This window comes from Fluviispira sanaruensis, assembly GCF_004295685.1.
GTDB classification, from domain to species: Bacteria; Bdellovibrionota_B; Oligoflexia; order Silvanigrellales; family Silvanigrellaceae; genus Silvanigrella; species Silvanigrella sanaruensis.
Map to the genome: position 1 here is coordinate 3,221,966 of NZ_AP019368.1, position 15,591 is coordinate 3,237,556.

Sequence of the window (15,591 nt, forward strand, 5' to 3'; positions counted from 1 at the left end):
AAATTTCTTAAAGGACACTCAATTAGAAGTTGACTCTCTTCTTTTCATTTGCTACTAGATTCAATCTTCGGATGCCGTCAATCACGGCATGAAGTTCATCACGCAAGTCGTACAAAAGCGTAAGCTATTACTAATACTGAGGTTTTTTCATGAAAGAAAACATTCATCCTAAATTTGGTCCATGCGAAGTCATTTGCGCTTGCGGTAGCGTATATCAAACTCGCAGCACAAAAAATACATTAAAAGTAGAAACTTGCAGCGTATGCCATCCATTCTGGACAGGCAAGCACAAGGTTCTCGACACAGCGGGTCGTATTGAACGCTTTAATCGTAAATACGCTTCTAAAACAGCGGGTCAAACAAGTAAGTAAAATTTACGCTTGCGTGTGCAATTAAATAGGGAGCATATCCATTAGTGGAGGCTCCCTTTTTGCATATACAGTAAATAAAGTCTCTTTTTTTAAATCCTTTATCATTTCTGACTGGAATTTTATCTTATGATGCTTCAACTTGCTAAAATTGAACGTAGATTTCTTGAACTGGAAAACCTTCTCTCCCGTCCTGAAATCATTTCAAACAACAATGAATTTCGCAAACTCAGCAAAGAACGCTCAGAACTAGAGGAAACAGTTAGACTTTATAGAGAATTTAAAAAAATAGAAGAGGATTCTAAGGCTACCGAGGAGCTTTACCAGGAGTCCACGGGCGAAATGCAAGATCTCGCTTTTGAAGAGCTCAAAGAGCTCAAAAAACGCTTTGAGGAGCTCGAAAAAACTTTATCTATCCACCTTCTCCCAAAAGATCCAAACGACTCCAAAAATATTTTCCTTGAAATCCGTGCCGGCGCAGGCGGAGACGAAGCCAGTCTTTTTGCAGGACAGCTCTTCCGCGCATATATGCGCTATGCCGAACGCAAAAGGTGGAAAGTCGAAATCATGTCGTTAAACGAAAATGAACTCGGCGGAACCAAAGAAGTGATTGCACTGATTGAAGGTGAGGGAGTTTATAGCATTCTCAAATACGAAAGTGGCGTCCACCGTGTGCAACGCGTGCCACAAACCGAAGCCCAAGGACGTGTTCATACATCCACAATCACTGTAGCCGTTTTGCCTGAAGCGGATGACGTTGATGTCACAATCAACGAAAATGAACTGCGCGTTGATACCTACCGTGCGGGTGGGGCAGGGGGGCAACACGTCAATAGAACAGACTCTGCTGTGCGTATTACTCACATTCCTTCGGGAATTGTTGTGGCCTGCCAAGATGAACGCTCACAAATAAAAAACCGCTCAAAGGCGATGAAAATTCTCCAAGCCAAACTTCTTGAAGCTGCTGAAATCGAGAAAGAAAAAGCCTTTTCCGAAGAACGTCGCTCGCAAGTGGGAAGAGGGGACAGAAGCGAACGCATACGCACCTATAATTTCCCTCAATCCCGCGTGACGGACCACAGAATTAACCATACCATTCACTCTATCGATGCATTTATGGAAGGCGACATTCAAGAAATGCTCGATTTATTGCGCCAACATTACCAAGCTGAAGCACTCAAGCTACAAGCTGAAGGCAATTGATATGCAAGTTGAGCAGGAAAAAAAAGAAAAACTCTGGACAATTCGAGAAATCCTCAATTGGACGAGCAAACATTTTCATGAAAAAAAGATAGAGACACCTCTTCTCGATGCTCAACTTCTCCTCTGTAAAGTTCTCAATTTATCCAAAGTTCAACTTTATATTGAAATGGATAAACCGCTCAATGAAACAGAAAAGCGAGACTATCGCGCTCTTGTCAAAAGACGCTTAAATGGTGAGCCCGTTGCTTATATTCTGAACGAAAAGTACTGGCATAATTTAAAATTATACGTCGATAAAAGGGTCTTAATCCCTCGTCCCGAAACGGAATCCATGCTCGACTTTGTCTTGCAAAATAAAAAGAACTGCGATCTAAAATATATCCTTGATTTATGCACAGGATCAGGCTGTCTTGCCATAGCTCTTGCCAAAGCATTTCCCACAACCATAGTGATTGGGGTTGATATTTCTACTGAAGCTTTGGCTGTGGCAAAAATAAATGCCGAACTCAATTCTGTCCACAATGTTGAATGGCTCCTAGCCGATTTAACCCAATTAGAAATATTTCAAGAATTAAAAACAAAATACAAAGCTTTCGACATAGTCGTAGCGAACCCACCTTACGTAACAGAAAAAGAATGGCATTCACTTGAACACACCGTGAAAGAATTTGAACCAAAATTGGCTTTAGTTGCTGCGGATGAAGGCCTCTTTATTGGCGAACAGATAGTAAAAAATATAGAAGATTTTTCTTTACTCAGTTCGAATTCCATTTTTGCCATGGAAATGGCCGATAAGCAGCCACAAAAAATAAAAAGCGAATGCAAAAAAATTATTCAGCACAATCATCCTATTTGGGAAATTCCAAAAAATGAATGGTTCACACTCTGCGATTGGGAAAGAAAAGAGAGGTTTCTGGTTAAGAACGTTGTGTGATTTTCCATTAATCACAATTTCTTTCAGCAACAGGTTTGCTCAAAATATTTATAGATTTAACTATTTCATCTGGAAAATCATTAATTGTTTTAAATTTTCTTTCAAATTTCATATCAAAAAAGCAATGTTCCACAACATTTTGCCAGCATTTTGTTCCTAGATTAAAAATACGTTCTAGTTCTTCGACAGGATTTTTGTGCTCATCGACATCGATTGTGCGAATTGGATACTCATGTTCCGATCTAAAATAATATAAAGCTGCCGATTGCCTGCCTCTAAAATCTGCTTGAGAAATATTACCGGCTTTAAGTGCCATCAATAATCGTGTGTCTAAGGATTCACTTGCTGAGCTCTTAAAACTATTTTCCATATTAGTGAGAGTTTCTATCGACAATAAACAGTTTCCAGAAATAATATAATTGTCTCCCATTATAATATCCCCAAATGTTTTTGAATATTCATTCGATGTCATTTTTAGATCTTCTCCCGTGTAACTGAAAAATTGAAATTTTTTCAGATCGAGAACAGCAAGTTGTTTTCGCTGAAATGAAGGATCATTTTTCTTAAGATAATTCAAAATATTTGTACTGTTCTCATTGTCATTCAATAAGTTTCTAATACTATATGCAGTGCAAGGATCTTGCTTACCTTGAGCCGCGATTAAACTTTGATTTTTAAAATGAAATGCAGCATACTTTCCTATAAAAGGGATAGCTGAGCAGATTGCAATTCCATATTCACTTTTATTTTTATCAAAAGCTATTATAGAGAATGTCATATAATTAATCCTTTATTTTAGTTTTTGTTAATCTTTTCCAACCAATAATTTTTGCATTATCATTAGTACTACTTCGTTAAATCTAAGAAGTATTTAAAATAAGCTTAGGAAAGCAAGGAAAAGTATTATCACAAAATGGACAAAAAATAGTTTGAAAAATACGATTTATATATCGCCTTACAGCAGAAAATGAGATCTCAAGTTTTTTTTTATCGAATTCATTTATAAAATAATATGCTAAAAAGCATAAAGCTATATGGTGATGCAATCCTAACCACGAACGCCCTTCATAATGATCAAGACCCAATTCTTCTTTTAAAATCTGGTATCCCTGTTCAATTTTCCATCTTTTATGCATGAGTTCTATTATTTCATCTTTTGGATAAGTTTTTGAATAATTTGAAATATAATATTTTAAAACTCCATCTTTTCTTTTTTCAACTAGAAGCCATCTTTCTTTTCCAACTTTTTGCCAAGGTCTTGAAATACATTCCATAACTCTTGTAGCAACATATTCTACTTTTATATTTTCATTTTTCCGTCGGATTTGAATTATTTTGATATTACTTCCTTTTGAAAATAACTCTTCTGCTATCCTTAAAGCAGAGCGGGGCTTATATCTATTATCTACAGGATTGTCATAATCTCTAAGTTTTGTTTGTAAATTGCGTTTTCTCGGAACTACACTTTTTATTGGAATATTCTTTGACCAAAATTTCTCGTTATTTCTAATATGTCCTACAAAATTTATTTTTCTCTTATCAAGTTCATTTAGAAAATTTCTATTACACCCATAAGCTGCGTCAAAAACTAATGATTTTATTTTGAATAACTGGATGCTTTCATCAATCAAATCAAGTGCTATTCTCCACTTTTCTTTGAAGTTTCTTTCCTCTAAAGGTACTTTTACTTTATCTAATTTTTTTGAATTTTTAATCCATCCATCTGGCAAATATAGCCTTGCAGTAACTGGAAAATGTATTTTATTAGAAATCGCATGTAAGGTAACAATTACTTGACAGTTAGAAATCTTACCTTGAACTCCACAATATTGTCTTGATACACCAACACTCTCATCCCCCTTTTTTGGAAGACTTGTATCATCGAGAGAAAAAATAAATTCATTCATTTTCAGTCTATTAATCATATATTTATTTAAACTTATAATAAGCTCATGAAAAGACCATTGACTTTGATTAACAAATTGCTGTAAAGACTGTTCATTTGCATTTGAAATTCTTGATGCCATTGCTCCTATAGATTTTCTCTCGCCATCTAATATCAATCCATATATGTAAGTTTTACACCAATGTACTCTATCATTTCTTTTAAAAACCGATCTAAAACCATCGATAAATTGTGAAACTTTTAATGAAAGATCTTTTATATTTGCTATTTTCATGATTCAACCTCAAAAAAATATTTCGAGGACTTAAATATAACATATTTTTAATTAACGAAGTAGTATTAGAAGCTGTCCAACATGATTTTTAGAGGAAATTGATTATTTTTAAGAGGATGTTACCTTTGTTTTCGACTAATAAAACCAAAAAAAGGTACCATCATGGAATATAAAGAAATTTTAAGCGCTTCGCAAGTCATGATTCAATTTTTACCAGAGATCAGATCAAGGAAACTTTTGTAAAAGCAGTTAAGAGTTGAGCCATGATAGGCAAGACTAAGATTGGAAAGGGAACAAAAAACATACAAATAGTAGATAAGAAGGAGCTCTTAGATTCTCTGTATATTGACTTTGCTAATCTTCATGAATCACATCTACTAATGAAAACTATAAAATGGAGTCGTCTGCTTAGACGCAATTTGCCGCAGTCTAAAAATAAAGATTAGATTACCAATAAAATATTAATATAAATTTGCAAAAAATAAATATTTTTATTATAGATTAATAATGTTTATTATGGAGGTTTGTAGTGAGAAAAGTAAACGAATATTTATATAGATATTATCTTGATTGAAGATAATATAATCAGAGTTTTTTCAATTAAAAAACTTTAAGATAGGCAGTATTTTTTTCTTATAAAGAGTCTTTATCTAGAATTATTTATATAAAAGCATTAAAGCTGTTTAAGGAGAATATATGAGTATTTTAAATACACTTGAAATAGTAATTAGATGGGTTGATTTAGATCCATATAATCACCTGAATAACTCTAAATATTTTGATTTCATGACAGAGGCAAGGGCTAAATATTTTTGGGAATATTCGTTGACAAATAAAACTCATTTAATTTTGCATGACTGTCATATATCATTTAAAAAACCGTATAGATATCCAAATTCATTAATTTTAGAGCAGTATTTAGAAAAAATTGATGGAGCAAGTTTCGATTTATTTTATGTATTTAAATCTAAATTATCTAATGATATACATGCTGAAGCTAAAATCAAAATGGTCACGTATGATGCAGAAAAAAATAGAGTTTGTAGAGTTCCAAAGGAATTAATAAGCTTATTAGAGAAAAAAAATGAAACATGATTTACTACTAAATAATGAACTTTCAAAAAAAATTCATAGATTAATATATGATATGAAATTACATCTTTACGATATTGACTATTTTTCCTTTGGGTTTAATGACTATAAAAGCAATTTAGCTTATTCTTTTACATCTCGTCCTGAGTGGTATGATTTTATGAAAAAAGATGAAGAAGCTGGAAAAATAATTTTTAAACATGATTATGTTTGGAAAAATTCTTTTAACTTCCATGATAATTGTATCGTTAATAAAATTAAACACAATGAGAGAACGTTTTTAATTTCTTCATTTGATTATTCAAGTAAGATGCATAAAGAAATATTGATTTATAAACAAAAGTTTGAAATAAATAGAGGCGTAAGTTATCTTGAGCATTCGAATTATAGATCTTTTTCGTCAAATTTTTATACAAATTATAAAAAATTTGATGAAATAGATTTCGCTATAAAAAAAAGATTCATTATGAAAAAAATACATCTGATGAGTAAAATTATTGTCATGAAACATTTTAAAATAGATTTCGAGTCCAAGTTACAGGAGCAACAGATTCAATTTGTGAAAAAGGGCATGTTATATTTGGATCATAGATCCCGTTGATCGGATTAAGTACAAAAAGTGTGCATAAATCTTTCTTATTTTTTATTAATCGCCTAAATGTCAACGTTTCGCTATCCACAAATTTAATGATGCAATCATGACCGAAGGATTCTGATAGTAGTTTTTTCCTTCCAATCAACCACGTGTTTGCAACATATCGAGGATTCATTGAATCATCTGACAAATACATATAAATACAGTCGCTATATAATGAGGTTATTTTTTTAATTTCGATCAATGCCCTGTGATCGTCGCTTGAGATTAACTCTAAATCTTTATTATTATCCTCTGGAATGTCATTTGTAACAGATAATTGCGGCAAATTTGGGATATTATCGCCACCTTCTTCAAGCCATTCAGTTGAAACATCAATTCCTTCATTATTGTATGCGTAAATCAGTGTTTCAATGCTCGTTTTTGATGGAACTATTTTGTCATGCTCCCATACTTTTAAAGAACTTGCCGAGATATTATATTTGTGTTGAAGGTAAGCTCTTGTTACTTGCAAAATTGAGCGAATGAAGTTTATTCTTTTACCTATTGTATCTAATTTATTATTATCTCTCATATCTCTCACGCATCTTACTTTAGTTTGTTTAATAGTGTGACAAATATATATAGTATATTCTCACGTATAAAAGTTATACTGAAAAAGAGCTATGATTGCTATTATTCTGACAAGATAGAATTTTAGGGATCAAAAAATTATTAAAAATTTATAAAAATAAAGAAATAAAAAAATATTTAAAAATATAAAAGCTTTTGAACAAAAATAGAACGTTAATATATTACCATATTTTGGTAATTGAGCTTGACATCTAAAAATGGTAATGGTAAAAATTTCTAAAGTATAAACACAATTATTTAACAAAAGGAGTTCAAGTGAAACTTTTTTTTAAAAAAATTCTATTTTATTTTTGCACATTCCAATTTTTAAATTCATATTCAGCAATTGGTAAAGATGTAGATATCAAAAAAGTTTTAATGTCTTCTTCAATGAATGAGTTAGTCATATTAGCTAATATTAACAAAGATCTATTAGATCTAAAATTTTCAAATGATCCAAATGGCAGTTTAAATAAAGAAATTTATTATAAAATCAGTGAACAAAATGAAATTTTAAAAAAAATTTCCACTACTTTATTGAAAATAGAGCAACAAAATTCAGAAAATAAATTATAAAAATTGATTTATTTATCTAAATAATTTATTTTTAAAAATTTTAGATCAGTCTACTTTAAGTAAAAATATGTCTATATAAATAATAATTTACAAACATTTTAACGTTATATAACATAGAAAATCTCATTATTTAATATCAAACTTAATAATTATATTCTGCTGAAATAATCTTCACAAAATCGATGTTTCATTACAATAATAATTTTTCCTGAGAATAGCTTACCAAAGCATACTGGTTATTAATATTAGTAAACTTGCTTAATTTACAAAAATATTTATTATGAAGCTGAGTTTTCTTATGAAAGGAGATCCTCATCAATGAAGTTTTTAAATTTTCTCAAAAAAGTTTTTTTCTTTTTAATATCCTTCGTAATCGCATCGATAGCCTATGTAATTATCACTCAAATAAATTCAGATAATACCAAAAATATAGCATCAAGTCTAGAAATAGAAAATATAAAATCAAATTCTGATAGCGAAAAAAATATCTTCATAAATGCAAACAGAGAAGAGGAAATTGCTCAAAATGAGCCCAATAATGCATACCAGAATTATTATAATGAGTTTTTAATCGAAATAAATAATAAATTCGGAGATTGTTTTTATGAAATAGAAGGAAATATAAAAAGTAAAAAAGCAATATTTTCTATAAAAAAATGTGAATTTACAACAAATCTCCCTGATTCAGTCAATACAATGCCCGCTTCACCTTTCAGAACTTTGCTATATATTTTGATGAACAAAGCAAATAATCTCTCACAAAGCGCATATCATACTAGCATGCCAGATAACAAAAAAAATCAAATCTTAAATATTAAAAAAACAAAAGAAAATTATGAAGATTATTTATTATTGAAAAACAAAATCGAAAAAGCAATTCAAAAAAATAATCATGATTATTTTAGAAATTTACGAGAAGATTCTGTCCCACATATGAAAAAAATTGATGAGTTGACCGAGCATTTAAATAATTTATTGAATGAGCAAAACTTAAAAGTTGATATTACGGACGGGTCAAAATTGTCTTTTCCTGTAACAGAATTTATATATAATCTCGAGGGCGGAGATATATCATTTTTCTCTAATGACAATGTATTTTACGGCGAAGACAGCAATAAATATGTTGATTCATTTGCAATGAAAAAAATGTTTTTTTCAAATAGATTTAGCGAGGAAGACTATCAAAAATATATAAATATTATGTTAAAAACAATTTACTTTATGTGTGATTCACCGAAAAATTTAAACATAATAAAAGATCATTTTCAAGTTAAAAAAGATCACACAAAAAATATAAGAAGTGCTCAAAAATTCGGAAAATGTTTCATAAATTATAGTAAATATTTAGATAAAAGTTTTAAAAACAATCCCATACTAAAGATTCATTTCAAAGCAGCACTTTCATTTGAAGAATTAAATAGCATTTAATATTTTATATAATGTAATCAATTTTTTAAAATATAAAACATAATACTCATTGTATTGTATTTAATTGGCTTTTTCGATGGCTCGGGAAAATCTGGAATATGATATATAAGATACTCTTTAATTCTTTCATAATCACTTATCGAGTTATATATAATTTTACTCTTAAAGTATGCAACATCTCTTAAAATTTTATTCTTGTCAATTGCTTGAATTTCTTGATATTGGTAACCAAACTGTTTTATACATTCAGCTCTCAAATTGATATATTGCGTCGCTCCAAATAATTCATTTCCATTGCTCAAATCAAAATAGAGTTTTGGGTTTTGCTGCCATATCCCATTTACTGTACCATCTAAAGCTTTTATATCAGTATATGAAGCTAAGCAGGCTATTTTAGCTTCATAAGCAAAAATAAATTCCTGAGTTAAAAGTAAGTTCAAACATAATAAAATCCAATTAATAAATTTCTGCAAATAAATTCTCCTTTAAAATGCGGATACCTCTCAAATAAATATTTAACTATTTAGGTAATAAATTTTATTTTTTAATTAAAAAAAAGTAATAATATATATAAATTTTCCAAAAAATAAAAATTTTATAGAAAATAAATATTATAAATATTATATAAACTATTTTTTTGCAAATAATTTTATCTTTTTATTTTTAATAGCCTACCAAAAAAATAAAATTTTATTTAAAAATTTGCATTCTCATTTTCATTAATAAAAAAACAATATTTCTTTTTTCACTTTGCAATATTTAATTTTCTTATACAGAGTTTAGTCCTTAAAATGAATGATATTTTTGTTAAAACTGATCGTATGCAAAATGGCAGTATGGTTATTCAAACCTCACAAACTCGTGTCCTTCTAAATGCTCTCCCCGTTGCCACAGTAGGTGACGATGTCAGTTGTGCATTGCATGGCTTATCCACACTCGTAGATGAAATGCTCAAAGATAGAACCTTTATTTGCAAAAAAAGCTTTGAAGAGAAAAAGCCATGGATCAAAAAAGTAAATAATAAAAACGTTCTTGTTTTAAAAAATGAGAGTATTTTGGAGCGAGTTCCAAATGGATTTACAGAAAATTATGTAAAAAAATGAATCTTAGATCCCTATTTAAAAGCATGCCTTGACATGCGCTTTAAGCAACTTTGGTCGATTATGGCTTTAGCAGACTATGGAAAATTCAACGTCAAACAATTCATGCAAAGTTTTACGCACAATCAGATGTTAAATTTCAATGAAGAAGAGCAGACAAAACTTATGTACTTAATGCAACATGATGGATTAGGAACCACCCGAAAAATTATAAATGGAACTTTTGAAGTGAGTATAGGAAAATATAAAAAAAATGTTCCTGAAGATTATTGGGATAAAGATGGAAATTATTATGATCTTTGTGGATAAGGCGTCTTCACAATAACGAAACATTATCTCGTATATATGTTCAAATATATAGATGATAAAATCGATTTTAAAAAATTCGCGCACAATCCAGAAAAAATTGAAAAGGCAAGAAGTTTAGCAGACCTAATAGAAATTTTAAAAAAGAGTAAATAAAAATGAAAAAAATAGTTCTTTTAACGTGCTTATTCATAAGTGCAGCAAATGCTGTGGAATTCAAAAGCGCACAAGGTGAGCCTTTATTTTACTGTTTTGAGTCCTCAAAAGAAGTGGAATCGGGATTATTTCTAAAATTACAGTGTCAGGATAAAAGCTTAAATCCTTACACACAGTTTTATCTAAATGATAAACTAACCCATGAAGTGAAATTTTTAGTGGGCAAGATCAGCATAAAAATTACCTCAAATACTTCCCCTTTTATTCGGTGAAAGAATAGCTTATCCTTCAGGAATTATATGTGAAATGAATAAATTTATAATTGACACATTACGTAAAAACCCTCAAATAGTAGAACTTGGATTGATAAAAACTTGTATTAGAGATGAGAAAAATGCATTTTAAAATGCTGAAAAATTTAAGATCAATCTTAAAAAAAAACATTCGCTTTATCTATCAAGATGGAAAAATGCTTTTGCCACCTCCACCTAAAGGCAATAAAGAATATAAACCTTTTATTGCCAAGGAAAATCCGTTTTATAAAAATGTGAAAAAAATGACCTCACTTGAGCGTTACAACTTATTTACGCCTTATGCTAATTATAAAAAAATTGATTTAAACTCAAACGACCCTCTGCTGAAAACCCGCAATGTTTTTGCAGCAAGCACCGAAATTTATGATCCAAAAAGCAAATGCCATATTATCAGAAAACTCAAGACTCCCAATGGAGAATTGATTGTGAAAGGTTGCTTTGAAAAAGGCGAATATTATTCTGGACAAATAGAGTTAAATAATAAAAAAATTCTTAAAGGTTTAATGGTATATCAAGATATTCTCTTTGCCAATAATAACAATTCCCTTTTAATTGGTTATCTTGAAGGTATTGTCAACAAAGCCGCTCCTCACTCATTTAAAAGTTGCGGCAATGGAATCTTTCTGATCGATGCAGCAAGCAAAACTCCAAGCCTTCATACTTTTTGACATCGATAGAGGCTGTGACAAAATTAAAAACGTTGAATTCAAAGACTATGAAGCAAGAATAACTTTAGCACCTGACCTTATTTTTAATTATACTAAAGGTGAATTTTATTTTGAAAAATATGATAACTATCGTATTAATGTAAACCTAAGAAATTATGAAATTGCCGATCTTGACTTAAAAAATAAAACTTCAGAAGAATTGTATAAACTCTTTCCTCCCTATGCTGAGAAAAAAGATCTCCCCTACGAGTATGAAGTATATTTCGATGAAACTCATGTCAAGTTAACCAATGATGAACTCGAAGAAATTGAACGTGAAAATGAAGATTATACTTAAGAATAGATGAAAATATTTGATTTATAAATAAAACATTTTTCCCATAACTATTAATTAATTTAAATTCAATAAAATAATTGACATTCAAAAATAAGTTGATAATTATAAATAACAATATTATTAGGGGTTTTTCTTTTGAAAAAAATAAAAAATAAAGCGTTTTATTTTAATCTCATTCCATTTGCTCTCTTTATTTGTATAGATGGATTTGTCAATGTCTCCTTTACTTGGATACTTATAGAGAAGTACAACTCCATTTTAAGTTTAGGAATATGTCTATCAATCTCAAGTCTTCTTTGCTATTTTATCCAAACAAAATCAAGCTTGATGAAAAGCTTCCTTTTGAAAAGAACGAATCTTTTTTTCTTCCTTAAAACTTTCATTTTAACTTTATTTTCCTTAGTAATCTTCTATTTAAATACAAATGATCTGTTTCAAAAATATTGGATTATGGGGGCAATGATATTCTATAACAGTTTTATTTTTATGAGCTATAACCTAATAGATGGATTTATAGCAAAAAATATTCTCAGGCAAAAAATCTCTTCAAGTCATGGGAGCCTTATCAGTCAAGTCTCGACTCAGATCGGCACTCTTCTCGGATACACAATTGGAGGGAGAGTTTTTAGCATTTATGGAATGACTGGAACAATTAAGTTAATTTTATTCTTTTTAGGTTTCATACTTATGGCTTCTTTCCTAACATTATTTAAGAAGGAACAAGATGTTAATAAAGATAGCACTAAACAAAATCAAAATAATTCAACTTTAATTGCGAATAAAGTGATCTCTCTCGAACTTTGAATTCCTTGCGCAGTACATTCAGAAAAAATATTTTTGCTGGGCTTGAAACTCAGGAAGATATATCGAAGTGGGTTTCTTTGAGTAATTTATTCACATTTATGCCAAGGGCAATCTTTCCACTTATTGCTTCCTTACTCATTGTATCGATTTCAGCAGATATCATACTTTCTGTTACGGGAATAATAGTTTTTCTTATGATCAGTATATTAACTTACATTTTAAGACAAAAACAAAGAAAAAATACTTTATTAAACAATATAAAAGTAGGGAAAAATACACATGTATGCAATCATAGTTGATCCGCTTTCAAGCGGATCAGAGTATTTAAATGAACTTCGTAATTATGCAATAAAAGTAATTTCTATTCTTTCGCGTCGAGCTCAAAATTCTATGAAAACCTCACACTTAAGCGATTATGTAACTGAGGAAGAGGATTTCTCTTCATTATTGCAAAATATTCTTGATATCACCCAAGGTGAAAAGATATTATTTTGCCTACCAGGTAGTGAAATTGGTGTTGAACTTGCTGAAAAAATAGCACAAAATTTAAAGTTGAAAACAAATAATAAGGACTTCAGTAAAGAAAGACTGAATAAATATTTAATGCAAGAAAGAATTAAGCACTGTGGCTTAAATGCCATAAATCAATTCCTCATCAAAAATAGCACATGCGAAATTCCCCATTTTTCCTTTCCAGTTGTCCTAAAGCCTACGCAAAGTGCGGGCAGTGATGGAGTTATCTTTTGTAAAAATCAGCAGGATATAAAAAACTATATTGATAAAAATTTTGGTAAAATCAATAAAATTGGCGTCAGGAACAATGAATTGCTTATGCAAGAGTTCATTGCGGGCACCGAATTTGTTGTCGACCTCGTCACTCTTGATAACCATTGCGAATTGGTCGCTCTGTGGGAATACGAAAAAATATTAAGCCCCGAAGGAAATTTCCTATATTCTTCGCTAAAGTTAATAGACTCAGAGCATAAGTATTTTAATATCCTTTTAAATTACGCAAAAAAAGTTATCAAAGCTTTGGGAATCTGTTTCGGGCCAGCTCATGTAGAAATTATGATTGATAAAGATGAAAAACCTATTTTAATAGAAGTTGGCAGCAGACCACATGGTGGGAAATCACAAGCAATTATGCGCGAATGTTTTGGTTATAATCAGATCACCCGCACCCTGGATAACATATTTAAAGAAACAAAAAATTTTACTTATGCACCTAAAAAATATGGAGAGCTGGTTTTTCTAATTTCACAAAAAGAAGGAAAATTTAAAATATTTGGTCGCATAGATGATATTAAGAAATTAAATGGGTATATTGATTTCTTTCCTTTTATTGCTGAAAATGAATATTTGCAGTCTACAAAAGATCTCTCAAATATACCTGGTATAGTGATGTTTGCGCATGAATCTGCTGAAGTTGTTACAAATAGCGTTAAAAAACTTCGCGATCTTGAAAAAGATGAAAACTTTTATGAAATTTATTTATAAAGTATAGATATAATATATGAATCTTTTGCTTTAAAAAAATCATTTTCACTTCCTTCTTTTACTACCTTTTTAGGTTTTGCTTCTTGCTTTAAATCGCGCGTGTTTTTCTGGACTGCAATCGCAGCAAATAGACTCACTCAAGAGCGTTTGAATAAAAAGTGCAACAATGTATTTAAAAAGGTAATTTTATTAGCGAAACGAAGTCCAAAATATATTTAGGATTATCCCAAGGTGCAGGAACAATAATACTGTCATTAATAGCCACAGAACTCCATTTATCTCCAACATTATTGACAGCTAAAACATATGTGTATTCATTTTGAAAAAGCTTTGAACAGCGCAACTTTAATTTTAAGTATGAATGAGCGCCACCGTTTAAAACAAAATAATGAGTCTCTGAAAAAAAACCTTCAGTCTTTCGCCAGGACCCGTTTTCCTTTTGGCTAAGCCAATTGTATTGATATTTTTTATTCACGCATAAGATATGCGCTTCATCGGAAAATGCACTAAGAGAGAGGATAGCTATCCAAAAGAAAAAAATTATTTTATATTTATTCATGCTTAATTATCCTAATTATATATAAAGGATATTGTTAATTAAGTATATTAATACAGATTTTTTTAAAAAGGGCAAGTATTTTCATTCTAATAATTTTAGTCTATAAGAAATTGGTCAGATCGTTTACTACTCACTCAGGAAGAAATTTATGTCCGCTAAATATGAATTAAAAGAAAATTTAAAAGTCATTTTCGATATGGATGGCGTAATTATAGACTCAGAACCTATATGGCAAGAAGCAGAAATAGAAGTCTTTAAGAGCGTTGGTTTAAATCTAGATCGCGCAATGTGTCAGCAAACTTCTGGATATAGAATGGATGCAGCTGTTGATTATTGGTTTAAAAGACAGCCATGGACAAATAAGTCGAAGCTGCAAGTTGAGAATGAAGTAAAAGAAATTGTTTGTAAAATGATTGTTGACCATGCACTCGCAAAGCCGGGCGCTATCAATCTTATTCATGAGCTCGCAAAAAATAAAATCACCATGGCTATTTGTTCATCCTCTTCAATGAAAATAATAAAGACCGTTTGTGAAAAATTAAATATAACTTCGTTCATGCAAATCTTTCAAACTGGAGAAGATTGCAGCTATGGTAAACCTCATCCAGAACCATATTTAGCAACCGCCAAACGACTCAATGCCCTTCCTTCACAATGTATTGTAATAGAAGATTCATTGACAGGAGCAATCTCAGGCAAATCTGCGGGCATGAAAGTGATAGCAGTTCCTGAAGAACACAACTTTCAGAAAACAATTTTTGATTTTTGCGATGCAAAATATTCAAGTTTAGAAAATTTAAAAATCGAAGATTTATTAAATATCATTTCGCATTAAAAATTTAATCTCATTCTCAAATAATCT

Annotated in this window: 19 protein-coding genes; 14 read left to right on the plus strand and 5 right to left on the minus strand. The window is 30.4% G+C overall.

The window, feature by feature from the left end:
• Positions 1-149: 149 nt before the first annotated feature.
• The 3 genes from rpmE to prmC all read left to right on the plus strand — a co-directional run bounded on the left by rpmE (position 150) and on the right by prmC (position 2,505).
• Positions 150-371, plus strand: coding sequence for a 50S ribosomal protein L31 (gene rpmE / locus EZS29_RS13625; RefSeq protein WP_130611896.1), 222 nt, complete (start codon positions 150-152; stop codon positions 369-371).
• Between the two features lie 126 nt (positions 372-497).
• Entirely contained in the window at positions 498-1,571 is a 1,074-nt protein-coding gene (gene prfA, locus EZS29_RS13630) for a peptide chain release factor 1 (protein ID WP_130611899.1), read from the plus strand.
• A gap of 1 nt (position 1,572) precedes the next feature.
• Positions 1,573-2,505, plus strand: coding sequence for a peptide chain release factor N(5)-glutamine methyltransferase (gene prmC / locus EZS29_RS13635; protein ID WP_172603962.1), 933 nt, complete (start codon positions 1,573-1,575; stop codon positions 2,503-2,505).
• A 7-nt stretch (positions 2,506-2,512) separates the two neighbouring features.
• Here prmC and EZS29_RS13640 read toward each other — a convergent pair whose 3' ends face one another.
• Positions 2,513-3,283 carry a DUF1028 domain-containing protein gene (locus EZS29_RS13640; RefSeq protein ID WP_130611906.1) on the minus strand — a complete coding sequence of 257 codons (771 nt, stop codon included), beginning with the start codon at positions 3,281-3,283 and terminating at the stop codon, positions 2,513-2,515.
• Positions 3,284-3,365: 82 nt separating this feature from the next.
• A complete protein-coding gene (locus EZS29_RS13645; RefSeq protein ID WP_130606299.1) occupies positions 3,366-4,685 on the minus strand; it encodes an IS701 family transposase in 1,320 nt (439 codons plus the stop codon).
• A gap of 696 nt (positions 4,686-5,381) precedes the next feature.
• On the opposite strand from EZS29_RS13645, the gene EZS29_RS13650 reads away from it, so the two are divergent.
• Positions 5,382-5,780 carry an acyl-CoA thioesterase gene (locus EZS29_RS13650; RefSeq protein ID WP_130611909.1) on the plus strand — a complete coding sequence of 133 codons (399 nt, stop codon included), beginning with the start codon at positions 5,382-5,384 and terminating at the stop codon, positions 5,778-5,780.
• A gap of 509 nt (positions 5,781-6,289) precedes the next feature.
• On the opposite strand, the gene EZS29_RS13655 is transcribed toward EZS29_RS13650, so the two are convergent.
• Positions 6,290-6,946 (minus strand): helix-turn-helix domain-containing protein, encoded by a 657-nt coding sequence (locus EZS29_RS13655; RefSeq protein WP_130611912.1) that lies wholly within the window; start codon positions 6,944-6,946, stop codon positions 6,290-6,292.
• A gap of 314 nt (positions 6,947-7,260) precedes the next feature.
• Here EZS29_RS13655 and EZS29_RS13660 point away from each other — a divergent pair, with 314 nt between their 5' ends.
• Both EZS29_RS13660 and EZS29_RS13665 read left to right on the plus strand, forming a co-directional pair.
• Entirely contained in the window at positions 7,261-7,560 is a 300-nt protein-coding gene (locus EZS29_RS13660; RefSeq protein ID WP_130611915.1) for a hypothetical protein, read from the plus strand.
• A gap of 318 nt (positions 7,561-7,878) precedes the next feature.
• A complete protein-coding gene (locus tag EZS29_RS13665; protein ID WP_130611918.1) occupies positions 7,879-8,988 on the plus strand; it encodes a hypothetical protein in 1,110 nt (369 codons plus the stop codon).
• A gap of 17 nt (positions 8,989-9,005) precedes the next feature.
• Here the strand turns inward: EZS29_RS13665 and EZS29_RS13670 are convergent, their stop codons facing one another.
• Entirely contained in the window at positions 9,006-9,461 is a 456-nt protein-coding gene (locus EZS29_RS13670) for a hypothetical protein (RefSeq protein ID WP_130611921.1), read from the minus strand.
• A gap of 318 nt (positions 9,462-9,779) precedes the next feature.
• Between EZS29_RS13670 and EZS29_RS13675 the strand changes: the two genes are divergently transcribed.
• The 7 genes from EZS29_RS13675 (at position 9,780) to EZS29_RS13705 (ending at position 14,170) form a co-directional block, all read left to right on the plus strand.
• The gene (locus tag EZS29_RS13675; protein WP_130611924.1) at positions 9,780-10,091 is read left to right on the plus strand and encodes a PAAR domain-containing protein; all 312 of its coding nucleotides are present in this window, start codon (positions 9,780-9,782) and stop codon (positions 10,089-10,091) included.
• A 33-nt stretch (positions 10,092-10,124) separates the two neighbouring features.
• The gene (locus tag EZS29_RS13680; RefSeq protein WP_130611927.1) at positions 10,125-10,397 is read left to right on the plus strand and encodes a hypothetical protein; all 273 of its coding nucleotides are present in this window, start codon (positions 10,125-10,127) and stop codon (positions 10,395-10,397) included.
• Between the two features lie 155 nt (positions 10,398-10,552).
• Positions 10,553-10,822 carry a hypothetical protein gene (locus tag EZS29_RS13685; protein ID WP_130611930.1) on the plus strand — a complete coding sequence of 90 codons (270 nt, stop codon included), beginning with the start codon at positions 10,553-10,555 and terminating at the stop codon, positions 10,820-10,822.
• A gap of 122 nt (positions 10,823-10,944) precedes the next feature.
• Complete coding sequence (locus EZS29_RS13690; RefSeq protein WP_130611933.1) at positions 10,945-11,532, plus strand: hypothetical protein; 588 nt, start codon at positions 10,945-10,947, stop codon at positions 11,530-11,532.
• Positions 11,495-11,869, plus strand: a complete 375-nt coding sequence (locus EZS29_RS13695; protein ID WP_130611936.1) for a hypothetical protein — start codon at positions 11,495-11,497, stop codon at positions 11,867-11,869. Before EZS29_RS13690 ends, EZS29_RS13695 begins: the two co-directional genes overlap by 38 nt.
• 135 nt (positions 11,870-12,004) lie before the next feature.
• On the plus strand, positions 12,005-12,673 hold the full coding sequence (locus EZS29_RS16020; RefSeq protein WP_130611939.1) for a hypothetical protein: 669 nt from the start codon (positions 12,005-12,007) through the stop codon (positions 12,671-12,673).
• Positions 12,674-12,952: 279 nt separating this feature from the next.
• Entirely contained in the window at positions 12,953-14,170 is a 1,218-nt protein-coding gene (locus EZS29_RS13705; RefSeq protein ID WP_130611942.1) for an ATP-grasp domain-containing protein, read from the plus strand.
• Between the two features lie 172 nt (positions 14,171-14,342).
• On the opposite strand, the gene EZS29_RS13710 is transcribed toward EZS29_RS13705, so the two are convergent.
• The gene (locus EZS29_RS13710) at positions 14,343-14,729 is read right to left on the minus strand and encodes a hypothetical protein (RefSeq protein WP_130611947.1); all 387 of its coding nucleotides are present in this window, start codon (positions 14,727-14,729) and stop codon (positions 14,343-14,345) included.
• A 148-nt stretch (positions 14,730-14,877) separates the two neighbouring features.
• Here EZS29_RS13710 and hxpB point away from each other — a divergent pair, with 148 nt between their 5' ends.
• Positions 14,878-15,564 carry a hexitol phosphatase HxpB gene (gene hxpB / locus EZS29_RS13715; RefSeq protein ID WP_130611950.1) on the plus strand — a complete coding sequence of 229 codons (687 nt, stop codon included), beginning with the start codon at positions 14,878-14,880 and terminating at the stop codon, positions 15,562-15,564.
• Positions 15,565-15,591 lie beyond the last annotated feature (27 nt).